The 23,907-nt window shown below is 45.0% G+C and carries 20 protein-coding genes and 1 pseudogene; 5 read left to right on the forward strand and 16 right to left on the reverse strand.

All coding sequences use genetic code 11. From position 1 onward, the window contains the following. Nucleotides 1-110: 110 nt before the first annotated feature. The 11 genes from pyrF to AB6F11_RS14515 all read right to left on the reverse strand — a co-directional run bounded on the left by pyrF (nt 111) and on the right by AB6F11_RS14515 (nt 11,714). Nucleotides 111-806: an orotidine-5'-phosphate decarboxylase gene (gene pyrF, locus AB6F11_RS14465; RefSeq protein WP_017060241.1), complete on the reverse strand. Its 696-nt coding sequence runs from the start codon at nt 804-806 to the stop codon at nt 111-113. A 124-nt stretch (nt 807-930) separates the two neighbouring features. Then, nucleotides 931-2,106 carry a lipopolysaccharide assembly protein LapB gene (lapB, locus tag AB6F11_RS14470; protein ID WP_017060240.1) on the reverse strand — a complete coding sequence of 392 codons (1,176 nt, stop codon included), beginning with the start codon at nt 2,104-2,106 and terminating at the stop codon, nt 931-933. A 12-nt stretch (nt 2,107-2,118) separates the two neighbouring features. Then, nucleotides 2,119-2,391: a LapA family protein gene (locus tag AB6F11_RS14475; RefSeq protein ID WP_017066774.1), complete on the reverse strand. Its 273-nt coding sequence runs from the start codon at nt 2,389-2,391 to the stop codon at nt 2,119-2,121. A 129-nt stretch (nt 2,392-2,520) separates the two neighbouring features. After that, nucleotides 2,521-2,805 carry an integration host factor subunit beta gene (gene ihfB / locus AB6F11_RS14480; RefSeq protein ID WP_017060238.1) on the reverse strand — a complete coding sequence of 95 codons (285 nt, stop codon included), beginning with the start codon at nt 2,803-2,805 and terminating at the stop codon, nt 2,521-2,523. 121 nt (nt 2,806-2,926) lie between these two features. Then, a complete protein-coding gene (gene rpsA, locus AB6F11_RS14485; RefSeq protein WP_010439921.1) occupies nt 2,927-4,597 on the reverse strand; it encodes a 30S ribosomal protein S1 in 1,671 nt (556 codons plus the stop codon). 106 nt (nt 4,598-4,703) lie between these two features. Continuing rightward, nucleotides 4,704-5,384, reverse strand: a complete 681-nt coding sequence (gene cmk / locus AB6F11_RS14490; RefSeq protein ID WP_017060237.1) for a (d)CMP kinase — start codon at nt 5,382-5,384, stop codon at nt 4,704-4,706. A 292-nt stretch (nt 5,385-5,676) separates the two neighbouring features. After that, a complete protein-coding gene (gene kdsB / locus AB6F11_RS14495; protein WP_102398036.1) occupies nt 5,677-6,423 on the reverse strand; it encodes a 3-deoxy-manno-octulosonate cytidylyltransferase in 747 nt (248 codons plus the stop codon). Then, nucleotides 6,423-6,602 (reverse strand): Trm112 family protein, encoded by a 180-nt coding sequence (locus AB6F11_RS14500; RefSeq protein ID WP_004736429.1) that lies wholly within the window; start codon nt 6,600-6,602, stop codon nt 6,423-6,425. Before AB6F11_RS14500 ends, kdsB begins: the two co-directional genes overlap by 1 nt. Beyond that, a complete protein-coding gene (gene lpxK / locus AB6F11_RS14505; RefSeq protein ID WP_102321280.1) occupies nt 6,583-7,590 on the reverse strand; it encodes a tetraacyldisaccharide 4'-kinase in 1,008 nt (335 codons plus the stop codon). Before lpxK ends, AB6F11_RS14500 begins: the two co-directional genes overlap by 20 nt. Before the next feature lie 13 nt (nt 7,591-7,603). Then, nucleotides 7,604-9,352 (reverse strand): lipid A ABC transporter ATP-binding protein/permease MsbA, encoded by a 1,749-nt coding sequence (gene msbA / locus AB6F11_RS14510; RefSeq protein WP_102321278.1) that lies wholly within the window; start codon nt 9,350-9,352, stop codon nt 7,604-7,606. A gap of 31 nt (nt 9,353-9,383) precedes the next feature. Beyond that, nucleotides 9,384-11,714 (reverse strand): DNA internalization-related competence protein ComEC/Rec2, encoded by a 2,331-nt coding sequence (locus AB6F11_RS14515; protein WP_102394227.1) that lies wholly within the window; start codon nt 11,712-11,714, stop codon nt 9,384-9,386. 17 nt (nt 11,715-11,731) lie between these two features. Here AB6F11_RS14515 and AB6F11_RS14520 point away from each other — a divergent pair, with 17 nt between their 5' ends. Continuing rightward, nucleotides 11,732-12,244, forward strand: coding sequence for a DUF2062 domain-containing protein (locus AB6F11_RS14520; RefSeq protein WP_017060232.1), 513 nt, complete (start codon nt 11,732-11,734; stop codon nt 12,242-12,244). 205 nt (nt 12,245-12,449) lie between these two features. Here the strand turns inward: AB6F11_RS14520 and lolE are convergent, their stop codons facing one another. The 3 genes from lolE to lolC are packed head-to-tail and all read right to left on the reverse strand — an operon-like array spanning nt 12,450 to nt 15,588. Continuing rightward, nucleotides 12,450-13,694: a lipoprotein-releasing ABC transporter permease subunit LolE gene (lolE, locus tag AB6F11_RS14525; protein WP_102394226.1), complete on the reverse strand. Its 1,245-nt coding sequence runs from the start codon at nt 13,692-13,694 to the stop codon at nt 12,450-12,452. Then, complete coding sequence (lolD, locus tag AB6F11_RS14530; RefSeq protein WP_017060230.1) at nt 13,695-14,387, reverse strand: lipoprotein-releasing ABC transporter ATP-binding protein LolD; 693 nt, start codon at nt 14,385-14,387, stop codon at nt 13,695-13,697. It abuts the gene before it with no gap. Beyond that, a complete protein-coding gene (gene lolC / locus AB6F11_RS14535; protein ID WP_102394225.1) occupies nt 14,380-15,588 on the reverse strand; it encodes a lipoprotein-releasing ABC transporter permease subunit LolC in 1,209 nt (402 codons plus the stop codon). The genes lolD and lolC overlap by 8 nt, the downstream gene beginning before the upstream one ends. A 227-nt stretch (nt 15,589-15,815) precedes the next feature. Here lolC and AB6F11_RS14540 point away from each other — a divergent pair, with 227 nt between their 5' ends. From AB6F11_RS14540 to AB6F11_RS14555, 4 genes and pseudogenes are all read left to right on the forward strand, one after another. Continuing rightward, on the forward strand, nt 15,816-16,385 hold the full coding sequence (locus AB6F11_RS14540) for a PilZ domain-containing protein (RefSeq protein WP_102394224.1): 570 nt from the start codon (nt 15,816-15,818) through the stop codon (nt 16,383-16,385). 6 nt (nt 16,386-16,391) lie between these two features. Continuing rightward, a complete protein-coding gene (mfd, locus tag AB6F11_RS14545; RefSeq protein ID WP_102394223.1) occupies nt 16,392-19,853 on the forward strand; it encodes a transcription-repair coupling factor in 3,462 nt (1,153 codons plus the stop codon). A gap of 63 nt (nt 19,854-19,916) precedes the next feature. Next, nucleotides 19,917-20,684, forward strand: coding sequence for a peptidoglycan binding protein CsiV (locus tag AB6F11_RS14550; RefSeq protein WP_102398037.1), 768 nt, complete (start codon nt 19,917-19,919; stop codon nt 20,682-20,684). A gap of 137 nt (nt 20,685-20,821) precedes the next feature. Further along, a pseudogene (locus tag AB6F11_RS14555) lies at nt 20,822-21,367 on the forward strand (GNAT family N-acetyltransferase). 111 nt (nt 21,368-21,478) lie between these two features. Here the strand turns inward: AB6F11_RS14555 and AB6F11_RS14560 are convergent. Both AB6F11_RS14560 and ycfP read right to left on the reverse strand, forming a co-directional pair. Then, nucleotides 21,479-22,768, reverse strand: a complete 1,290-nt coding sequence (locus AB6F11_RS14560; protein WP_009847154.1) for an NAD(P)/FAD-dependent oxidoreductase — start codon at nt 22,766-22,768, stop codon at nt 21,479-21,481. A 512-nt stretch (nt 22,769-23,280) separates the two neighbouring features. Continuing rightward, nucleotides 23,281-23,820: an alpha/beta hydrolase YcfP gene (gene ycfP, locus AB6F11_RS14565; RefSeq protein ID WP_009847155.1), complete on the reverse strand. Its 540-nt coding sequence runs from the start codon at nt 23,818-23,820 to the stop codon at nt 23,281-23,283. Between the last annotated feature and the right edge of the window lie 87 nt (nt 23,821-23,907).

Here is a 23,907-nt window from a genome sequence, read left to right on the forward strand (position 1 = left end):
GAGCCCGTAGAGGACTTTCACCTCCTAGATCAACGCCATGCTCGGCGCACAAAAATTAAGGCCAGCAATTTGCTGGCCTTCTTTATTTATATCTCAATCCAAATATAGACTTAAGCAAGCGTACCGTTGATCTCTGCAAGTACAGCAGCAGGGTCTATCGCTTGCGTAATCGGACGACCAATAACAAGGTAGTCTGAACCTGATTCAATCGCTTTAGAAGGCGTCATGATGCGCTTCTGGTCACCAACATCTGCGCCGACAGGACGAATACCTGGAGTAACTAGCTTGAACTCTTGACCAAGTGCACCTTTAAGCAAAGAAGCCTCTTGTGCAGAACATACAACACCGTCTAAGCCAGAGTTTTTCGTTAGAGAAGCCAAGCGCATCACGTGTTGTTGTGGTTCAAGATCCAGACCGATACCCGCTAAGTCAGATTGCTCCATACTGGTGAGTACCGTTACACCGATTAACAGTGGACGATCTTTGCCATAAGGTTCTAAGATTTCGCGAGAAGCCGTCATCATACGCTCACCGCCACTTGCGTGTACGTTCACCATCCAAACACCCAGTTCAGCGGCAGCACGGACTGCTTTTGAACATGTGTTCGGGATGTCGTGGAATTTAAGGTCTAAAAATACTGAGAAACCACGCTTATGTAATTCACGAACAAATTCAGGGCCAAACAGGGTAAACATCTCTTTGCCCACTTTTAGGCGGCAAGATGCTGGGTCAATTCGATCGACAAAGGCTAACGCATCCGCTTGATTATCATAATCCAAGGCTACAATGATTTTTTGGTCGTTCATTTCATCTCCTAACGCAGTTAACTTTCTAAAAATTTCTAATCACCTAAGCAGGTGATAAATAACAGTCATAAAAATGCAGCCCGAAAGCTGCAATTAATAATTTGGTCTTAAAGTGACCACAAATCTATTCACCATCAAGCCCACGAATAGGCTTGATCGTCCCCCACCCTTTACATGAAGGGCAGTGCCAATACAAAGAGTGTGTCGAGAAACCACACTGACGACAACGGTAATGAGGCTTAACCTTAAGCTGTTCACCAACCATAGATTGAAGTGTGGTTAAGCTGTCTTTTGCTCGGCCTTCTTCTGCTTCCGCTAGGTGGTAATCGATTAATCGATAAAAACCTTTCATGGTTGGATTTTTAACAAGCTGCTTTGTCAGTAACTCTTGAGCAGAGCCTACATCTTCATGGTGAGCAACCAATTGCGCCAGCATCAGTTCGGCAGATACACCGGCTTTCTTCTGAATACACGCTTTGAGGAACTCGACCAATTGAGCTTCTTGTCCAAGCTTGTGGTAACACTCAGCAAGGGTTGGCAACACCTCACTGATAAAATCGATATCTTGTTCAAGTACCGATTCAAGACAATCAATTGTCTTTTGGTAATCTTCGTTCGCTAAGTGGAACTTCCCTAGTGCGATACTTGCGCGAACACATTTAGGGTCTTCAGAAAGCGCCTTCTTAAAATGCTGAAGCGCTTTAGAACGATTACCATCGGCTTGTTCTTGCATTGCAAGCTCACACCAGAAATGCGCGACTGTGGCACGCATCTTCATTTTTTTCTTGCCGAGCTTAACTAAGATATTTCCGTAATGGATAGCCTTGTTCCACTCACGGGTCTGCTGATAAATAGCCACCAACTGCTGTAAAGCGCCCTCTTTATGGTCAGGTTCTTCTACAAGTTGTTCAAAGATTTTTTCAGCGCGATCAAGGAAGCCAGAGACCATGTAGTCTTTAGCTAATTGTTGCAGTGCGAGATTTTTCTGATCGAGGGTAAGCCCCGAACGAGAGATGAGATTTTGGTGAATACGAATAGCGCGGTCGACTTCGCCTCGTGAGCGGAACAAGTTGCCCAAAGCCAAGTGAGTATCGATGGTTTCATTGTCTACTTGAAGCAGTTCAATAAAGTGATCAACCGCTTTGTCAGATTGATCTGACAGTAATAGGTTCAAACCCGTCACGTATTGACGGGAGATCTGGTGTGATTGCTTTTGTTTTTCTTGCTGAGCGTTACGATTACCCATATACCAGCCATAAGCGGCTGCGATGGGCAAAAGTAAGAACAGTAACTCTAACATCAAATATAGCCTTTAAGCTTTAGTATCAGCAGCGACCTGCTTTGATTGCTTATTGAGTTGCTTCTTCAAGCGATGAATTTTTAGCTGAGACCGCATGTGCATATTACCAAAGACTAACCAAGCAAGGGCGAAGCCTGAAACGAATACAACACCTAATAAACTTGATAGGTGGAAGTCACCTTGCGCTAGCAGATAGTTGAAATTCACAGTTGTTTGGTTTTGAGAGCCTAAAGCCAGTGCAATTAGGAAAAGTGCGATAACGGCGACTATTTTTATAATTTTCATAGTTCATCACTCATTGGTTGGTTAGCTGTACGATTATGCAGGAAAATTACTAATCAGACCACCATATTATGGTCATAAAAAAGCGGCATACATTATAGTATGCCGCTTTTCTTAATTCCGATAAGTAGGCTACATTCCTGAGTTTACTCGTTCACGCAGCTCTTTACCTGGTTTGAAGTGAGGAACGTATTTACCTTCTAACTCAACCTTGTCACCAGTCTTTGGGTTACGTCCAACACGAGGCTCACGATAATGCAGAGAAAAGCTGCCAAAACCGCGAATTTCGATTCGATCACCACTTTCTAGTGTTGAAGCCATATGCTCTAAAATGTCTTTTACAGCGTCTTCAATTTCTTTTGCAGAAAGATGCGTTTGCTCAGCGCACAGTCTCTCAATCAATTCAGACTTAGTCATAGTTACCCTCGTTGGTTTTCTTTTTAGAAATTATAGACCTATCGGAAAAATAAGCAAAAAAAAAGGAGCCTTACGGCTCCTTTCTTGGCTAGATAGCTATAATTCTCTTAATGAGAAGCTATTATTCGCCTTTAGCAGCTTTGAATGCGTCTGCCATTGCGTTACCGAACGCGCCTTCTTCAGACTTGTTCAGTGAAGCCATTGCTTCTTGCTCATCAGCTTCATCTTTAGCTTTGATAGATAGGTTGATTACGCGGTTCTTACGGTCTACACCAGTGAACTTCGCTTCAACGCTGTCGCCAACGCTTAGGATTAGAGATGCATCTTCGATACGGTCGCGAGAAACTTCAGAAGCGCGGATGTAACCTTCAACGCCTTCGATTAGCTCGATAGTAGCGCCTTTCGCGTCAACTGCAGTAACAGTACCGTTTACAAGAACACCTTTCTTGTTGTCAGCAACGTATGCGTTGAACGGGTCGTTTTCCATTTGCTTAACGCCAAGAGAAATACGCTCACGCTCTGCATCTACTGCTAGAACAACAGCAGAGATTTCGTCGCCTTTCTTGTATTCACGTACAGCTTCTTCGCCGGCAGCGTTCCAAGAAATGTCAGATAGGTGTACAAGACCGTCGATACCGCCTTCTAGACCGATGAAGATACCAAAGTCAGTGATAGACTTGATCTTACCAGTAACTTTGTCGCCCTTAGCTTGCATTTCTGCAAATGACTGCCATGGGTTAGCTTTACACTGTTTCAGACCTAGAGAGATACGACGACGTTCTTCGTCGATATCAAGAACCATAACCTCAACTTCGTCGCCAACATTAACAACTTTAGAAGGGTGGATGTTCTTGTTAGTCCAATCCATTTCAGAAACGTGTACTAGACCTTCAACGCCTTCTTCGATTTCAACGAAGCAGCCGTAGTCAGTTAGGTTTGTAACACGACCAGAAAGCTTGTGACCTTCTGGGTAACGCTTAGCGATTGCTACCCATGGATCTTCGCCTAGTTGCTTAAGACCTAGTGAAACACGAGTGCGCTCACGATCGAACTTAAGAACTTTAACTAGGATTTCGTCACCAACGTTAACGATCTCTGATGGGTGCTTAACGCGCTTCCAAGCCATATCTGTGATATGTAGAAGACCGTCAACACCGCCAAGGTCAACGAATGCACCGTAGTCAGTAAGGTTCTTAACGATACCTTTAACTTCAGTACCTTCTTGTAGAGTTTCAAGAAGTTCGTCACGCTCAACACTGTTTTCAGATTCGATAACAGCACGACGAGAAACAACAACGTTGTTACGCTTCTGGTCTAGCTTGATTACTTTGAACTCTAGCTCTTTGTTTTCTAGGTGAGCAGTGTCACGGATAGGACGTACGTCTACTAGAGAACCAGGAAGGAAAGCACGGATACCGTTAAGTTCAACAGTGAAACCGCCTTTAACTTTACCGTTGATGATACCAACAACAGTTTCAGCTTCTTCGCAAGCTTTCTCAAGTACGATCCAAGCTTCGTGACGCTTAGCTTTCTCACGAGAAAGTTGAGTTTCACCGAAACCATCTTCAACAGCGTCTAGAGCTACGTCTACTTCAGCACCAACTTCAACTTCAAGTTCGCCAGCAGCGTTCTTGAATTGTTCAGCAGGGATAGCAGATTCAGACTTAAGACCAGCGTCTACAAGAACGAAACCGTTCTCGATAGCTACTACAGTACCTTTAACGATGCTGCCTTGTTGGAATTCAGTTTCAGATAGAAACTCTTCAAAGAGTTGAGCAAAAGATTCAGTCATTATTTAATCTTCAATAATTAAACGTCCATGGGTATCCTACCGCATGGGGTTGATAAATTCGCCGGTCATCATCCTTGCGACCAACGTTCGTACTAGCTCGGCGAAATTACCCAGCCAGTTTCGATTCAATATAGTGTAGTGCTTTTTCTACTACCTGCTCAATATTCATTGAGGTGGAATCAAGCACTAGAGCATCCTCTGCAGGGCGAAGTGGCGCCACTGGGCGATTACGATCTCGGTCGTCTCGCTCTTGGATCTCGCTCAAAAGGTCGTCAAATTTAACATCTAACCCCTTCTGTTGCAACTGTTTAAGGCGGCGACTCGCACGCTCTTCAGCACTTGCATCTAAAAATATTTTCGCTTCAGCTTCAGGAAACACAACCGTTCCCATGTCACGACCATCTGCAACCAAACCAGGCGCAGCGCTGAATGCACGTTGACGACGAAGCAGTGCTTCGCGAACGCGAGGTAAAGCAGCAACTTTTGAAGCCGCCATGCCTGTCTCTTCTTTACGAAGTTCACCAGACACATCTTCACCTTCTAGGATAACCTTAACTAAGTCGCCTTCAGCAATAAACTGCACGTCTAAGTGTGTAGCAAGCGGTACTAAAGCATCCTCTGATTCAGTATCCACACCATGGTGAATTGCCGCTAAAGCCAATACGCGATAGATCGCGCCTGAGTCTAGAAGATGAAAGCCTAGCTTATCTGCTAGCAACATACACAGGGTACCTTTACCTGCACCACTTGGTCCATCAACCGTAATCACTGGGCTTTGAGAAGGCATCTTTTACTCCACGTTTTGTCGTAAGTTTTATTCTGTACTAGCGATTCGCCACTACTTTATAGGCGGCATATTATAGAGAAAAATTGGAACTCGAGCGAGGTAAATCTCAGATAATTCCGTGTTGATGATGCATAAACCAATGCAACTATCCCAATATCCGTTTGCTTAGGTCAATAAGACACACACGCGCTTTTCGATAGCGCACTTTTCGGTAGATAGAAAAAAGCCTCGCAATAGGCAAGGCTCATGATTTTTCATTTTGTAGAGCAAACAAGAATTCGCTCAAAGAAGCTTAACCAATAATAGCTCGAACCGCTTCTAGGTCTTCAGGCGTATCAACACCAGCCGCAGGTGCTTCCGCCGCAACGTCTACGTGGATTTTTTCACCGTACCAAAGTACTCGTAATTGCTCTAGGCACTCAATACGTTCAAGAGTGCTTGGTTCCCAGTTAATGTAGGTATTGATAAAACCCGCTCGGTAAGCATAGATACCAATATGACGAAGCAAAGGAGATTCCGCTGCAGTACCGTTGTTCGCGTAAGCATCGCGATCCCAAGGGATGGTTGCTCGGCTAAAATACAAGGCATAACCGTCTTTATCGGTTACAACTTTAACGGCATTAGGGTTAAACACTTCATCAGCATGAGTGATTTCCACACCTAACGTTGCCATCGGGGCTGTACTGTTAGCAAGATTGTTGGCAACCTGATTAATGACCGAAGGTGGGATAAGTGGCTCATCACCTTGAACATTCACGATAATATGATCATCAGGAATATTCATAACTTCAATCACCTCAGCTAGGCGTTCAGTGCCCGATTCGTGATTCGGTGATGTCATACAAACGGTCGCGCCAAATGCTTTAGCCGCTTTTTCAACTCGAGCGTCGTCGGTAGCGATAATAACGTTATCGGCACCCGCTTTCATTGACTGTTCGTATACCCATTGAATCATCGGCTTTCCACCAATGTCAGCAAGTGGCTTCCCTGGTAAACGGCTCGATTGGTATCTTGCAGGTATAACAACCGTATAAGACATTACTTACCCTCATCCATAGAAACGGTGCGAGCTTCAGGTTCTAAAAGAACAGGAATACCCTCTTTAATTGGGTAAGCAAGGCGATCAATTTTACAAACAAGCTCTTGCTTATCCTTGTCAAAAGTTAGTTTACCTTTACATACAGGGCAAGCAACGATCTCAAGTAGACGGTGATCCATAGTATTCCATAACCTCTTTTATTCTTTTTAAAATTTGCTGTTGCGAATCTTCATCGAACTGCGCAGAAACTGGAAGATACCACCAGTTATCTTGAGCATATTCTTCGCATTTTACAGCGTCTTTTTCTGTCATAATCAGATTCATACCTTTATTAGCTAAGGCATGAAGTTCATCTTTATCAAAATCTTGATGGTCGGCGAAGCCCTGTGTGAAAACCACATCACCATCAAGATCTTCCAATGTTTTAAAAAAGCGCGGTGGGTGGCCAATACCGGCAAAAGCCACCAGCTTGTGTAATTTTGCCACAGACCTTTTCTGACCAGTCTTTAGGTTAACTGCTTGGCTTGGAAGCAAAGACATCGAGAACTCTCGACCGTGCGCTTTACCGCCATTGTTTACCAAAAAGTCGACTTCATCTAAACGAGAAACCGGCTCTCGTAATGGACCTAAAGGAATCAAACTCTCACTACCAAAGCGTCTTGCGCCGTCGATAACTGCAAATTCAATGTCGCGTTCAAGCGCGTAATGCTGAAGGCCATCGTCAGTGATAATCACATCAACGCCTTTGCTCAGCAATGCTTTCACTGCGTTAGCTCGCACAGGGTCGACTGCGACTGGCGCACCAGTTCGCTTACGAATCAAGCGAGGTTCATCACCCGAATGCTCAGCTGGGGTATTTTCATCCAACACCAACGGATAGCTTGGTGCTTTTGCACCGTAGCCACGAGATACGACTCCGGGTTTAAAGCCGTGAGCCTGAAGCATCTCAACTAACCAAATCACAACCGGTGTTTTACCATTTCCACCAGCAGTAATATTGCCCACAACAATAACAGGTAAAGGCGGGCGGTAGGTCTCTTTATTCCCTGAGAGATAAGCGTCACGACGCCGACTACTGATCATTTTGAACAGCAGACTCAGTGGCCACAAAAGCGGCCAGAGAAGATATTTCAACGGGTGATTGTTAAACCAAATCTTTTCGATCACAACAAGACCTAATTTATCCGCTGAACTGAATTCGGTGTAATTGTGCATAAGCACCATCATGCGCGATTAGCTCAGCATGTGCGCCCCTTTCTACAATATGTCCATCATCAACCACTAGAATTTCATCAGCTTGCTCGATGGTAGAGAGTCTGTGTGCGATAACTAATACTGTTTTGTCTTTCTGCAGTTCTTCTAGTGCAGATTGAATCGCTCTCTCTGACTCTGTATCCAGTGCAGACGTTGCCTCATCAAGAATCAAAACCGGTGCATCTCTCAATAGCGCTCGTGCAATCGCAATACGCTGTCTTTGACCACCAGATAGACTCGCGCCATTCTCGCCCACAACCGTATCAATGCCATTTTCCATACCATCGATAAACTCACTTGCATGAGCAAGCTTAGCCGCGTATTCGATCTGTTCACGTGAATACTGTTCTTCTGCTGCGTAAGCGATGTTGTTAGCCACCGTATCGTTAAACAGATGTACATTTTGAGAAACGAGCGCAAAGTGCTCACGCAGATTTCTCAATTCGTAATCACGAATGTCGTGGCCATCAAGCTCAATTGAACCAGAGTCTACGTCATAAAAACGAGTAAATAGGTTGGCAATGGTACTCTTACCCGAACCCGATCGCCCAACAAGCGCAACCGTTTTACCTTTCGGTATATTAAAGCTGACCTTATCAAGTGCTGGTTTCTCTGCACCGTCATAAGTAAACGTGACATCTTTTACTGCAACTTCACCCGTTACAGTTTCAGGTTTCAACGTTCCTTTGTTTTGCTCGGTATCTAGATCCATCAAGCCAAATAGAGTCGTACTCGCAGCCATACCACGTTGGAATTCAGACGTTACGTTAGTTAACGCCTTTAGCGGACGTAATAGACCAAACATTGCAGAGAAGACAACGGTAAACGTACCAGGAGTAAGCTCGGCTTTAATAGAATCGACACTAGCAAGGAATAGAACAACAACAATCGCAACTGATGCGATCATTTGAATAATCGGGTTAGCGGCCGCTTGAGCAGTGATTAACTTCATGCTTTGTTGGCGCATTTGGTTACTAACTTTATCAAAGCGGTGTTTTTCTAGATCTTGACCACCGTAAGTTAGAACCACTTTATGCCCTTTCAGCATTTGTTCAGCTGAAGAAGCAACGTGACCCATGCTAGTTTGCATGTTCTTAGAGATCTTTCTGAATCGCTTCGATACGATACTGATCGCCCACGCAACCAAAGGCGCTACAGCAAATAACACCAAAGATAACTGCCAACTATTCCAGAACATCAGCGTCAACAAGCCTATAATACTTGCACCTTCACGGACAATACTGACTAACGCTTTACTGGTTGCTGCAGACACTTGCTCTGAATCGTAAGTAATTCGAGATAGCAATGCGCCTGTCTGTTCTTTATCGAAGAAAGAAACAGGCATGTGCATGAAATGGCTGAAAATCTTACGACGAATTTCCATCACCACATTGCCAGAGACCCAACTCAAGCAATAGGTTGAAACAAAGCCACTGACGCCACGAACGAACATCATGGCAAAGATAATAAGTGGAAGTGTACGTAAAAAGTCAGATTCAGCATTACCAAAGCCTTCATCAAGTAACGGCTTTAGTAAGGAAATCATATAGGTATCAGAAACGGCATTTATAATAAGCGCAATTACCGCAACACCTAGGCCGGCCTTATATAATCGAATATAAGTCCAAAGTCTTTTAAATGTGACCCAGGTAGTTTCATCTGTTTGTGTTGACATAGAATCGCTTAATTTTCTCACAATAATCTATCTATTCTACTCCCTTACGGAGCATCTGCCTATACCACTGCCCGCCTTGTTGTTCTCTAATCGCATGATATTGCCAACCTTCTTTGCTAAGAGTGATGGTTATTTGTCCGCTTTCTCCAGTATCTAGCCAAGTACTCCCCGCTTCCTGATAACGTTCAATAACAAACTCACTCGGCATTCCCCACTGGTTGCCTTTGGCAAGAGAAGCTATCGCCAGCTGAGGAGACACCGCCTCAATAAACGACTTAATCGATGACGAATCGCTGCCATGATGCGGAACCAACATAACATCACTCCTTAGCTGTTCTCCTTCACGAGCAAGTAACCACTCACTTACCAGTTCAATATCACCAGTGAGCAACATTGAGAAATCAGCACTATGATCTGAGATCTTGACCACACACGAATGTGGGTTATACGCCCTCTTTACTTGCTTAGGCGGCCACAACACCTCAAAAACAACATCTTGCCAGTTCCAAACCTCTCCAATAGTACATGTTTGAATATTAGACGGGGCTTGAGTGATAGATTGGCGTTCTTGAATAATGTTCTGACTGGTTCTTATCCACTTTGGCGTATAGTTCTCAAGTAATGCCGGATAACCACCAGCATGGTCAGAATCGAAATGACTCACAATCACGCCTTCTAATTCATAAATCCCCCGCTGATTCAAAGTAGGAATCAACAAAGACTCAACAACCGAGCCTCCTGGCCACGCATTGCCAAGATCATAAACAACAATCTGATTGTTCTTTTCCAAGACCAAAGACAACCCATGCCCAACATCCAAGATATCAATAGTTAGTTTGTCTTGCTGGGGTTTGCTGAACTCCCACCACAGCACAAACACTGCAGTTACCAATATCGATAATGTTCGCTTGAAATACCGACTAACAAAGCTCAAAAACAAGATAAGGAATACTGATAATGCAATCGTCTGATTATCGACTTGGATCCAAAATCGCTCAGAGAAAGGAAGACTAAATACGAGAGGCTCAAGCGATAAGTCGACTAACTTCCACAGCTGACTGACCAAATCATTGTCTAGCGCTGTTATACCAACCACGCCAGACACTGACTCCGATATTAAGCTTAGAAACATTGCCAGAAACAACAGCGGGATCGTCACCATCGATACCCAAGGCAAAAGGAACAAGTTGTAGAAAACAGAGACTAAACTGACTCCTTTGAAAAACAACATCGAGGAAGGCGCGATAAGGAATGTCAGCATCAGTTGAAGCTTAATAAGTTGGAGTGCGTAGTCGATAAATGTAAAGCTTGAAGCTGAGCGCTGAGTATTACAGGCGATATAGAAAACAGCGCCCAATGCACCAAAGGACAACCAAAAACTGCTCGACAAAGCTGAAAACGGCCAAATCAGCAGAACCACGCACACACTTAAAGTAACATACCGAAGCAAACTGATATTTTGCCCACGCCACAAGAAATAACTCGCGATAACGCACATCACCAAAGCTCTCAAAGTTGGCAGCGTGAATCCAGCAAACCAACTATAGAAATACGCCAAGCCGAGCCCGAATATTGTAGGTAACCAAAGAAATGAAGGGGAAAGTAACCTTAATATCTTGCCAATCTGATAGCCGATACCAAAGGCAATCCCAATATGCAGCCCCGAAATAGCCATCAAGTGAATCAGGCCACTGCTTTTAAGCATATCCCACCGCTGAGGCGGAATAAGGTTTCGATATCCAAAACTCAAAGCGATAATGAGATCTTGATTTGCCAGCAGACTTAACCTTTCAAGGCTGGCTTCAAACCATTGGGCGCGTAAGTTGGTGCTAGAATGAATTCGGTACTTGGTATCTGCTCTGTAAGTTGCATTGGCAACCACGCCAGCACTAAACAAGTACTTTTCTCGGTCAAAGCCGGCTTCGTTGAGTTTGCCCCATATCGGCTTTATTGAGGCCGATAAATAGACATCATCTCCAAGCGTTAGCTTGAAAGGAGTAAACAAACGCAATTTTATCAATTGAGGAAAGATTAATTTTTCGCCGCCAATTGATCTGACTACTATTACGCTTTCAAAACCGTGGCTATTTTCACTAAAAAGGCTAACAACCGACGCATTTATGGTAGTATTCTGCCCTGATTGGAATAAGCGACTCGTTTGTATTTCAATCGCATTCCCTAGGCAGATAACTAGTATCAATGCTGTTACTGGACCTCTTGCACTCCGGAAAACGCTATACTTTGTTGGTGCTAGCAGTAACAACAGCATCAATGGTGCCCAAACCCAATGTGGCATCACAGGCCAGAAGCTGGCAGACACAACTGTCGCAGCAAATGAAATCAAGAACCAAGTGTTAAACAAGAGAGTAGCTTCCTCCTATGCCAAGAAAGTTTATCAAACGATTTATGCCTGACCATGATCTAATCAAGCGTCAGAAAGCATTGAAAGTTTTTGGCAATGTTTTGTACAACCCCAACTTATGGTGCCTTAATCGTCGCTCTGCGGCTGGCGCGTTTGCTGTTGGGTTATTCATGGCGTTTGTCCCTCTACCAAGTCAAATGATTATGTCTGCAGGCCTTGCTGTCGCATGTGGCGTTAACCTGCCTTTAGCTGTCGCACTTGTTTGGATCAGTAACCCGGTTACCATGCCTGTTCTCTTCTACTTTGCTTATAAAGTCGGGGCGTTTGTTATGCATGTGCCACCGCAAGCCTTCCATTTCGAATTGTCTTGGGACTTCATCTTGGCGCAAATGAGCACTATAGGGCCTCCGTTCTTATTGGGTTGTCTGATTTGTGGCGTGGTTTCAGCAATGATTGGCTACTTTGGTATTCGCGGTTTATGGCGCTACTCAGTAGTAAGAAGTTGGAAGAAGCGACAAGCAAGGCACTGAACGCCATTTCTTGTTATTCAATCTAACCTTGTATGCGCTTCACTTAAAACGTACACAAGTTAAAATCGGATGAGCTACTTACCTCTGCAAGATTGGCATGTAACGAAAGTCGTAAAGAACACGAATTGAATTCAATAAAAAAGGATCCCACTGGGATCCTTTTTTGTATCGACTGAAAACTGACGGCCTGTTATTTAGGCGAATGCTATTTAGAACTCAGCACTGAGGCTGGATTCAACTTCGCCGCGCGTGATGCTGGGTACCATGTCGCCAGTAAACTCAGCACAATCGCAGTGCCGGAAACCACAACAACATCCGTCATATCAAGTTGTGATGGCAAGAAGTCGACAAAATAGATATCACCGGACAAGAACTGGTGATCGACCAACTTTTCAAGTCCTTTGATTAGTGTCGTGAGATTAAGAGCGACTAGCACACCTATTGCACTGCCCACTAAACTGCCTAACACTCCTGAGAATACGCCCTGCCAAACAAAGATGCGCTTCACAAGGCCGTCTGATGCACCCATGGTTCTTAAAATCGCGACCTCTGATGCTCTGTCTTTTACTGCCATCATTAGCGTCGAGACAATATTGAAACAAGCCACACCAATAACCAGTACCATCACCAGATACATGATGGTACGAACGAGTTGGATATCTCGATACAAGAAACCAAACTTCTGCTGCCAGCTTCGTAGATACACATACACATCAAGCTGATTGCCCACTTCACGCACAATAGAGTTCGCGTTCAGCACATCGGTCACTTTTAAAGAGACTCCAGTTACCGCCTCACCTAAGTTGGCGTAGACCTGAGCATCACCAATCGGAATCAGAGCCAAGCTGTGGTCAATCTGGCCATTAAGCGTCAGCAAGCCAACCACTTTCACTCGAACACGCTTTGGCGCCTGAACCTTCACAGAACCGTTTACCGCTGGAATCATCAAAGTCAGATAATCACCGACTTTCGCACCCAGCACATTCGCTACACCAGAACCTAAGATGATTTGTTGTTGCCCTGCTTTAAACTCACTCCAAGCTTGCTTATCGATAAAACTCGACAGGCTCGATACTTGTTGCTCAAGTTGTGGGTCAACGCCGCGAACTTCAATTGCTTTGAGTTCTTTGCCCTTTTCAGCAAGCGCTGTAATTTTTACATAAGGCGCAGCAGCAACGACTTTATCGTGCTTAACCGACTCCTCAATCACGTGCTCCCAACGAGTCACAGGCTCATTCACGCCTTCAAATTCACCATGAGGAATGACAGAAAGTACTCGTGATTGAAGCTCTCGCTCAAAGCCATTCATCGCAGATAAGCCGATAATGATCACCGCGACACCAACCGCAATACCAATGGTCGAAGACAATGAGATGAACGACACCATCTTGTCTCGTTGTTTCGCACGGCTAAATCGGCCGCCTATCAATAGAGATAAAGAGGAAAACACTTAGCTCTCCTCTTTTTCTACGTTGACCAGTAAACCATCTTGCATGTGAAGTTGGCGATCCATCTTACCGGCAAGTTCACCATCGTGAGTCACGACCAAAAAGGCAGTATCGTATTCACGGTTCAGTTCACGCATTAAGTCGTAAATAGACAGTGCGGTGTTATGGTCAAGGTTACCGGTTGGTTCATCCGCCAACACTAGCGCAGGCTTATTCACCAATGCACGAGCAATCGCCACACGTTGCCTCTCGCCACCAGAAAGCTCTGAAGGTCGGTGGTCCACGCGGTGACTCAATCCAACTTTGTCCAACAAACGTTGTGCTTCTTGCTTTGCTTTAGCGGGCTTTTCGCCGCCAATCAATAACGGCATCGCCACGTTTTCTAAAGCTGAAAAGTCAGATAGAAGATGATGGAACTGATACACAAAGCCAAGATGCTGGTTGCGAAGCTTCGCCTGCTTATTCGAACTCAAAGATGCTAAATCTTGACCAAGAAAACTCACACTGCCCGCAGAAGCATCGTCTAATGCGCCTAAGATATGCAGTAAGGTACTTTTGCCCGAGCCAGAGGTACCGATGATTGCTACTAGCTCACCCTTTTCGATGTCAAAGCTGACTCCCTTGAGCACCTCAGTATCTAACGAGCCTTCACGGTACGTTTTACGGATATCATTACATTGAAGAAAATTACTCATAACGAAGGGCCTCAGCAGGTTTCACAGACGATGCACGATAAGAAGGGAATACAGTGGCAATCAGGCTAAGTGCAATAGCCAGAACCACAACAACAGCGATTTGAATTGGGTTAATCAAAATAGGTAACTGACCACCAAACGAGAATAGAGCAACACCCATCGCTTCTAAAATCGGGTTAAGGTTCATTGCCAGAACAACACCTAGTGCGCCGCCGGATAGTGCGCCAATCACGCCACTACTCGCGCCCTGAACCATAAAGATGCCCATCACTTGGCCGTCAGTCATGCCCTGAGTTTTAAGTATCGCGACCTCAGATTGTTTCTCCATCACCACCATAATCAGCGCAGAGATAATATTAAATGCAGCAACCCCGATGATCAGACCAAGCATTAGGCCCATCATGTTTTTCTCCATACGAACCGCTTGGAACAGCTCGCCACGTTGGTCACGCCAGTCGCTCCACAACCAACCTTCCGGTAATGGCTGAGTTGATAACTCTGCGACTTCAAACGGGTCTTCAAAAAATAGTCGCCAGCCTGAAATAGTGTCTGATTTATAACGCATCAAACGCCCAGCGTCTTGGATGTCTGTCACCATCAGTTGAGCGTCGATATCAGAACCTGTATTGAAAATACCGGCAACGGTGAAATTTCGTTGGCTTGGAATACGACCTAACGGGGTGTACTGGCTCGCGCTGGTCACCATCAGGCGAACTTTGTCACCCATAGATACCTTCAAATTTCTGGCCAAGGTGTGACCAAGAAATAGCTGATACTGGCCCGCTTTAAGTGAAGACAATCTGCCCGCAATCAAGTGGTTTTGAAGAGGGTCATCTGAATTGGGTTCAATGCCAATTAACAAACCCGCAGATAATTGAGCCGGACTCTGAATCACTGCCTCACTGCGGACAATCGGTTCAACGTGACCATTAAGCGAGATTTGCTCTGCAAAATTAGGCGCTTGGGCAGAAAGAGAGGTAGTGCCACCTTGCTCATAAACCACCGCTTGAGGAAGAACACCAAGAATTCGGTCTTTTAACTGCGCTTCGAATCCATTCATTACCGATAAAACAGTAACCAAAGACAGCACACCAATGGTGATACCTGCCGTCGACATATAAGAAACAAAACGGCTAAAGCGATCACCTGAACGGCCTTTCAAATAGCGTAGGCCAACAAACAACGAAATAGGATGAAACATACTTTGAACCATCTAAAGGGGATGCGGGTTAATGTAACGGGTATTGCTGTTACTGTGTAGGGGTTAATTGAAAATATAGAGTGAATTAACTCAATTAGTTAGGCTTGAAAAACAGAACCTTGTCAAATAGCCAAATTTCAAACAACTATTTGAGACTTTCAATTAACTGACCTTGATTACTGTGGCCACATAGCGATAATCAATAGATCACTTCAAGGAACTAACGCATGACAGAACAAGAGTTTTTCACCGTTCACCATAGCCTTACCGCTAATATTGAACCAATGGACAGCGGCTTCACTTTACCTTCTCAAATTCAATTCGAATCTGAGATCCCAGCACCATTTGTGGTGGCAAGTGAATTTAGCCAATTGGATCTGTTAGCTGACAGCGCTCGAGCGGAACTGAAAAACAGCGACTTGAAGAATGTCACCAGTTTATTGGATGCACAAAACTCAAAATTAAACCTCTTGTTGAGCTTTATGTTATCGCAGCAAGATGATGAGAAATTTCGCACTCACACCTATTCATTTGGTGCGAGTCAGTTTTCCTGCTTTTCAAAAGCAGACATCGAAGCGGGTCGCTTAGTAAAAGCCAAACTTTTTCTAGAGCACCCTGCCGCCGCTATTTATTGCTACGCAGAAGTCTTCGCTAGCGAACCAAAAGATTCAGGCTTCGAAATCAAATTCAAATACGCTCATCTTCGTGATACTGACCAAGACTTGCTGATCAAAGCTGCGCTTCATCAACAACAAAAGCTCTTACGTCAACGCTCTCTAGAACGAGATAACAAGTAAATAGACATGACAAAACAATCCATTTTCACACTACCTAAGCTCAAAGGTGCCGGTGATAAAAAACACATCGGTAACCTAGTTGGTTCATCTCTCGCGCTTGCTATCGCTAGACTTGCGGAGCAGCATAACAGCCATACTTTACTTGCAGTGCCCGACCCTCAAATCGCACTCAAGCTTCAATCAGAAATTGAGCAGTTTACGTCACATGAAGTGGCACTATTCCCTGATTGGGAGACACTGCCATACGACAGCTTCTCACCGCACCAAGAGATCATTTCGGACCGTATCGCTCGCCTTTATGCATTGCCAACGTTAAAAGATGGCATCACGATCGTACCGATCAGCACGCTACTACAACGTCAGTCGCCACGTGACTTCTTGTTGCAGCACACCTTAATGGTGAAAACGGGTGATCTGTACTCGCTTGAGAAGCTGCGTCTTCAGCTTGAAAAATCCGGCTATCGTTACGTTGACCAAGTGTTTGGCCCCGGTGAATACGCAAGCCGTGGCTCTATTCTCGATCTGTTCCCAATGGGCAGTAAAGACCCGTATCGAATCGATTTTTTCGATGACGAAATCGACACTATTCGTACTTTCGATCCTGAAAACCAGCGTTCTATCGAAGACATCTCTGAGATCCGCCTGCTGCCTGCTCACGAATTCCCGACCTCGGAAACAGCGATTGAAGATTTCCGTATTCGTTGGCGCCAACAGTTTGATGCGCGCCGCGAACCAGAATCGGTTTATATGCAGGTTTCTAAGGGTACTTGGCCTGCTGGTATCGAGTACTGGCAACCGCTGTTCTTCGATCACACAGAAACCTTGTTTGATTACGTTGCCGATGAAGCGCAACTGCTGATTCTAGGTGATGTCGAGACTGCAGTAGACTCATTCCTAACGGACGTTGCTCATCGATACGAACAGCGCGGTGTTGACCCATTACGGCCACTGCTTACGCCTGAACAACTATGGCTGAAGAAAGACGAGCTGTTCGCACACTTCAAACAGAAGCCGCAGGTCAACCTCAGCTTAGAATCAATCGAAGAGAAAGCTGGACGTACCAACCTTCCGGTTGTGTCTCTTCCTGATCTCAGTGTTCAGCATCAAAATAAAGAACCTTTAGCTAACCTAAGAAAGTTCACAGAAGCCTTCGACGGCAAAGTAGTATTTTCGGTTGAATCAGAAGGTCGTCGTGAAGCGCTGAGTGAACTGCTTCGTGGTATTAAAGTACGACCAAGCGAAGTTGAAAACCTCGATGCCTCAATTAAAGGCAAAGACAAGTTCAGCCTCATCCTTGGCTCTGCTGAACACGGTTTTATCCATGAAGAGCAAAACATCGCCCTTATCTGTGAAAGCGACCTGTTGGGTGATCGCGTTGTTCAGCGCCGTAAGAAAGACAAAAAAAGTGTTAACAGCGACACTGTCATTCGTCACTTAGCCGAACTTAAACCAGGTCAACCTGTAGTGCACATTGACCACGGTATTGGTCGCTACATCGGCTTGCAGACACTCGAAGCCGGTGGCATGAAAACCGAATACGTGACACTTGAGTACCAAAACGATGCCAAGCTGTACGTGCCCGTTGCGTCTTTGAACCTTATTGGACGTTACTCTGGTGGCGCCGAAGAGTCTGCACCGCTACACAAACTAGGTGGTGAGGCGTGGCAAAAAGCGCGTAAGCGTGCCGCTGAAAAAGTACGTGACGTTGCTGCAGAGCTGCTGGATGTTTACGCCAAGCGTGAGCTTAAACCTGGCTATAAATTTGTTTTAGATCGCGGGCAATACGCAACCTTCAAATCTGGCTTCCCATTTGAAGAAACCGATGACCAAGCGATGGCAATCAATGCGGTGATGTCTGACATGTGCCAAGCAAAAGCCATGGACCGCTTAGTGTGTGGTGATGTTGGCTTTGGTAAAACCGAAGTCGCGATGCGTGCAGCATTCGTTTGTACCGACAACAGCAAACAAGTAGCGGTTTTAGTTCCTACTACTCTACTTGCTCAGCAACACTTCGAAAACTTCCGTGACCGTTTCGCCAACTTGCCGATTCGTGTTGAGGTTCTATCCCGATTCAAATCAGCTAAAGAGCAAAAACTAATCATGCAAGATGTCGCCGACGGTAAAGTGGATATCCTAGTCGGGACTCACAAGCTGCTTTCGAGCGATATTAAGTTTAAAGACCTAGGCCTGCTGGTTGTCGATGAAGAACACAGATTTGGTGTACGTCAGAAAGAGAAAGTGAAAGCGATGCGTGCGGATGTCGATATTCTAACGCTTACTGCGACACCGATCCCGCGAACGCTGAACATGGCAATGAGTGGCATGCGTGACCTTTCGATCATCGCTACACCACCCGCACGACGCTTGGCAATTAAAACCTTCGTTCGCGAGAGTGATGATGCCATCGTCAGAGAAGCGGTGCTGCGTGAAATCATGCGTGGTGGCCAGGTTTACTTCCTACACAACCAAGTCGACACGATTGAGAAAACAGCAGAGTCATTGCAAAAGCTGATTCCAGAGGCGCGCGTGACTGTAGCTCATGGCCAGATGCGAGAGCGCGAACTGGAACGCATCATGAATGACTTCTACCACCAGCGCTTCAACTTACTGGTGTGTACAACCATCATTGAAACCGGTATCGACGTACCAACGGCAAATACCATCTTGATGGACAGAGCCGATAACCTTGGTTTAGCACAGCTGCACCAATTACGTGGTCGTGTAGGTCGTTCGCACCACCAAGCTTATGCTTACTTGTTAACGCCACACCCTAAAGCAATGACCAAAGATGCGATCAAGCGATTGGATGCGATAGCTTCGCTCGAAGACTTGGGCGCAGGCTTTACCCTAGCAACTCACGATTTAGAGATTCGTGGTGCGGGTGAGCTGTTGGGTGATGAACAGAGTGGTCAAATCCAGTCGGTTGGTTTCACCTTGTACATGGAGATGCTTGAACAAGCGGTTGAAGCGTTGAAAGAAGGTCGAGAGCCTTCGCTTGATGATCTATTGCGTGAACAAACTGAAATTGAGATGCGTCTGCCTGCACTATTGCCAGACGACTATATTCCAGACATCAACACGCGTTTATCAACATACAAACGTATTGCGAGTGTGAGTGACACCGACGAATTGGCAGAGTTGAAAGTCGAGCTGATTGATCGCTTCGGCCTTCTGCCTGATGCAACCAAGAACTTGTTATCAGTTTCTGAGCTAAAATTAGCCGCAGCGTCTATCAAAGCGAAGAAAATTGAAGCCCACGATAAGGGTGGATTCTTAGAATTCTACCCGGATGCTGACATAAACCCGACCTACCTTGTTAAACTGTTGCAATCTCAACCGCAAAAGTTTTCAATGGAAGGACCAACAAAGTTCAAGTTTACGATACCATTGGTCGACAGACGGAAGCGAATTCAATTTGTTAGTGATTTATTGGGCGAATTCAGACAAAACTTGCTGCCTTCAGCATAAGACCCAATCCACTTGCACATATAAATTATCCAGCCGGTAGTTCGGCTGGAAGACGGAGTAAAAATGAAAAGACTGATCCCACTGCTACTATTGTTCGTCTCACTGCCAAGTTTGGCGCAGAGACAATTTGATATAGAAGTGATCATTTTTAAGCGCGCTGTTGATGCAGAGAAGGTGAACGAATCTTGGCCAAATACACAGCCTAAGATTTCACTTGAACGCGTTGGTTCATTTCAAGATACCCAATACCGAGCAAAGAAAGGCGTTCAAATGCTACCTTACTCGGAATACAAGTTAACGCCTCAGAAAGACACGCTACGTAAACACGCTGGCTTTGAAGTTCTGATGCATACCGCTTGGCGTCAAGGCGACCAAGGTAAGAGCTCGGCACCTGTTTTCCATATTCAAGCAGGTAAAGATTTCTCTAAACAGTTTAATGCTGATGGCTCTGAAAAAGGCGCAATCACTGCAGGCAGCGCTGATGGGTTCCAAGAAGAGACCATTGATAAGCCACTCTACGAATTAGACGGCAAGCTGCAAATCTACGTTCAGCACTACCTATACGCTGAAACGACATTAGATTTAAAAGCGCCAAGCGTTCGTGAAGTGACTCTGCAAGAGCAACAAATTGAGCTAGATTCACCAGTAAGTGGCGCAGAAAGCAACGTCCAGGTGGGCAATCTAACTGAAATTTCTCCGACGGTTGAAGTCCAAGAGTTCCTTAAGAGCTACCGCATGGACCAAAAACGTCGTATGCGCAGTACAGAAACTCATTACCTTGACCACCCACTTCTTGGAATGGTGATTCAAGTTAGACGTGTAGCGCAGTAAATTACTTGCCGATTCGGCTATAATTATATAAATAATTCAATCCGCCCTCCTAGTGAGGGCGTTTTATTAAGTGCTATCTATCTTTATTCTGTACTGACTCTCTTTGCTCAGTACTTACACGTTACTTGGTACGCTCTATGAGCCCTGAATTTCAGATCAACACACAAAATCTTAGCCTTAAAATCATTGAGGCCTCAGATGCTCAAGAATTTTCTCAGCTGGTTAAGTCCTCCCCTAGCTTGCTGCCATGGGTCGACTGGTGTCATAAAGAGTTTTCTATCGTCGAGGCCGAGAAATTTATTCTGGCAACTCGCCTGAACTGGGTGAAAGCCGATGCGTTTGGCTTTGGCATCTTTGAACGAAAAAGCGATAAGTTAGTCGGTATGGTTGCCATTAATGAGCTTTACCACACCTTTAATATGGCGAGTTTAGGTTATTGGGTCGGTGATGACTTTCAAAGGAGAGGCATCGCCAAAGAAGCGATGTTCGCCCTATTTGAATTTTGTTTCGCGCAACTCAAGTTAACGCGTTTGGAGATTGTCTGCGATACCGAGAACCTACCCAGCCAAAAGTTGATCGAGAAGTGTGGCGCTGAGTGAGAAACCATTGCCCAGAATCGATTTCTGTTTAACGGTAAGCCGAAAGATGGCGTGGTTTATTCTGTGCTACCTCCAACGTCTTAACAGCAGAAATGAGTTCAACACCTGCGATAATCCATAATCGACACGATCAAAAAAGAGCTCCGAAGAGCTCTTTTTTATTATCAGCGTAATGCTCTGAGAAGGCTTACCTGATTAGTGAAGCTTTAGGTTTGGACGAAGTACACGGTTAATACGACCAACCAGCATCATCAGTGATGTTTTGATTAAGCCGTGAAGTGCCATCTGGTGCATGCGGTACAAAGAGATGTAAACCACACGAGCAATACGACCTTCGACCATCATCGAGCCTTTCGTCAGGTTACCCATCAAACTACCTACCGTAGAGAAACGGCTAAGTGAAACTAGCGAGCCTTTGTCTTTGTAGATGTAGTCTTTCAGGTCACGACCGTTCAACTTAGCAATGATGTTGCTGAATGCACAGCTTGCCATTTGGTGAGCCGCTTGTGCACGTGGCGGAACGAATGAACCGTCTGCTTGTGTACATTGCGCCAAGTCACCGATTGCAAAGATGTTGTCATCCAGTGTTGTTTGCAGCGTGTTCTTCACAACCAACTGGTTGATACGGTTGGTTTCAAGACCACCGATATCTTTCATGAAATCTGGTGCTTTGATACCTGCTGCCCATACCATGATTTGAGCTGGGATCTTGTCACCATCTTTGGTTGTTAGGCCGTCAGAATCCGCCTGAGTCACCATCGTATTCGTACGAACGTTCACACCAAGCTTGGTTAGCTCAGAGTGTGCTGCACTTGAAATACGAGGAGGTAGAGCTGGAAGAATACGCTCACCCGCTTCAACTAGGTTTACGTTCAGCTTGCTTGAATCTAGGTCGCCGAAGCCGTAAGTACGAAGTTCTTTAACGGCGTTGTGTAGCTCTGCAGAAAGCTCTACACCAGTTGCACCAGCACCAACAATCGCGATGTCTACCGTGCCTTGACCGTTCTTAGCGTGAAGCTTTAAGAACTGATTGTTCATTTCTGTACGGAAACGGTGTGCTTGCTCTGGGCTATCAAGGAAAATACAGTTGTCACGAACGCCTGGAGTGTTGAAGTCGTTTGACGTTGAGCCTAGCGCCATCACTAGAATATCGTATTCAAGTTCACGGCTTGGCATCAGCAGTTCACCGTGCTCGTCTGTAAGCTCGCTTAGTGCAATCACTTTACGCTCACGATCGATGTCGTTCAGGCTGCCCATTTGGAAATCGAAGTAATGGTTTTTTGCGTGCGCACGGTAGCTTAATGCATCAACACCTTCATCCAGTGAGCCCGTTGCTACTTCATGAAGTAATGGTTTCCATAGGTGGCTTGCTTTACGGTCTACCAGAGTAATCTGGGCACGTTTCTTACGACCTAAAGTGCGGCCTAGCTTAGTTGCTAGTTCTAAACCACCAGCACCGCCGCCTACTACGATAATTTTTGTCACAATGACAATCCTCTACAAAATGAATAAATGGGGTTCGGCTCGATTACTCCAACCGATAAATTCTATGTATCTACTCGGCCTTGAATGCGAAGGCTGTTACAAATTGGGTTACCGCGAAAAAGAATAACGACAGCTCACCGAGTAGTTAGAGGGGTTACAAACAACAAATAATGGTTTGTTGCTTTGCTCACGTGGATATAAAAGGTGACTACCTGAGAGGCAGAACACAAATTATGGGCAAGTTTTTTCACTCGCTCTCAATTTTTTTTGATATTTGTCAAAATATTTTGCTTGGGAACATTATATATAGCAAAAAGATGACCGCAACAAAAAAATCCTTACCCTCAATGAGGATTCGCGACTAATTAGTTAACGTTTGCGCAAACTGATCTATAAATGCACAAACCGACCGATAAAACATATACAACTACTTTATCAATACCAATCTCTAAGATTCAGATGTGAAAAAGCAGCACTCATTGAGCACTGCTTTTATAAAACATCTGGATTGATTAAGCGTTTTTGAACGCTTTCATTGCTTGAAGATGTTGAGAGATCTTTTTGAATTTATGACTCTCTTTCTCATCCCAGATTACATCATAGTAATCTTCTAGCGCGGCAGCTGTTTTGGTATTGTCGTGAATTTCATCTTCACGAGAAAGCACCACTAAACAGCGTCCTTTGTTTTTCATACGGTACTGAGCAACACATTTAGTTGCGATGTCTTCGTACTCTTCTGGACGGTCAATTCGACCTACCATGTTGTTCTCAGGGTGCAGATTAGGGTTGAACACCACCTGCTTAATCCCACATAAGAAACCAATACGCTCAGACCAAAAACCACCTAAACCTACACCACAAATAATGGGATGCGGATCATCGGATTGCTCTATCACCTTATGCACTTCTTTTAGCAGATGCTGCATATCGTGTTTTGGATGCAAAGTACTGTAGTTGATGAAACGAACGTCATCATCAATGAATTGCAACTGCAGTATTTTTTCGTGATTGCCCGGGCTTGTTGAGTCGAAGCCATGTAGATAGATAATCATTGTACCTCCCCCGTTGAATATTGGTACGTTTTGATCAATCTAACACGAAAAACAAGGTTTTAAAGGTAACAGCTGAGAAATTATATT

The sequence above is a fragment of the Vibrio sp. 10N.247.311.14 genome, from assembly GCF_041467715.1.
GTDB lineage: Bacteria > Pseudomonadota > Gammaproteobacteria > Enterobacterales > Vibrionaceae > Vibrio > Vibrio crassostreae_C.

Excerpts from the sequence above, each read along its gene's own strand:
- cmk (WP_017060237.1), bottom strand. The coding sequence starts at position 5,384 with ATGCCTTCTCAAAGCCCAGTGATTACGGTTGATGGACCAAGTGGTGCA.
- AB6F11_RS14500 (WP_004736429.1), bottom strand. The coding sequence starts at position 6,602 with ATGGATCACCGTCTACTTGAGATCGTTGCTTGCCCTGTATGTAAAGGT.
- AB6F11_RS14540 (WP_102394224.1), top strand. The coding sequence starts at position 15,816 with ATGACAGAACAAGAGTTTTTCACCGTTCACCATAGCCTTACCGCTAAT.
- lapB (WP_017060240.1), bottom strand. The coding sequence starts at position 2,106 with ATGTTAGAGTTACTGTTCTTACTTTTGCCCATCGCAGCCGCTTATGGC.
- AB6F11_RS14520 (WP_017060232.1), top strand. The coding sequence starts at position 11,732 with ATGCCAAGAAAGTTTATCAAACGATTTATGCCTGACCATGATCTAATC.
- AB6F11_RS14550 (WP_102398037.1), top strand. The coding sequence starts at position 19,917 with ATGAAAAGACTGATCCCACTGCTACTATTGTTCGTCTCACTGCCAAGT.
- ycfP (WP_009847155.1), bottom strand. The coding sequence starts at position 23,820 with ATGATTATCTATCTACATGGCTTCGACTCAACAAGCCCGGGCAATCAC.
- mfd (WP_102394223.1), top strand. The coding sequence starts at position 16,392 with ATGACAAAACAATCCATTTTCACACTACCTAAGCTCAAAGGTGCCGGT.
- pyrF (WP_017060241.1), bottom strand. The coding sequence starts at position 806 with ATGAACGACCAAAAAATCATTGTAGCCTTGGATTATGATAATCAAGCG.
- rpsA (WP_010439921.1), bottom strand. The coding sequence starts at position 4,597 with ATGACTGAATCTTTTGCTCAACTCTTTGAAGAGTTTCTATCTGAAACT.
- AB6F11_RS14475 (WP_017066774.1), bottom strand. The coding sequence starts at position 2,391 with ATGAAAATTATAAAAATAGTCGCCGTTATCGCACTTTTCCTAATTGCA.
- kdsB (WP_102398036.1), bottom strand. The coding sequence starts at position 6,423 with ATGTCTTATACGGTTGTTATACCTGCAAGATACCAATCGAGCCGTTTA.
- msbA (WP_102321278.1), bottom strand. The coding sequence starts at position 9,352 with ATGTCAACACAAACAGATGAAACTACCTGGGTCACATTTAAAAGACTT.
- ihfB (WP_017060238.1), bottom strand. The coding sequence starts at position 2,805 with ATGACTAAGTCTGAATTGATTGAGAGACTGTGCGCTGAGCAAACGCAT.
- lolC (WP_102394225.1), bottom strand. The coding sequence starts at position 15,588 with ATGTTTCATCCTATTTCGTTGTTTGTTGGCCTACGCTATTTGAAAGGC.
- lolD (WP_017060230.1), bottom strand. The coding sequence starts at position 14,387 with ATGAGTAATTTTCTTCAATGTAATGATATCCGTAAAACGTACCGTGAA.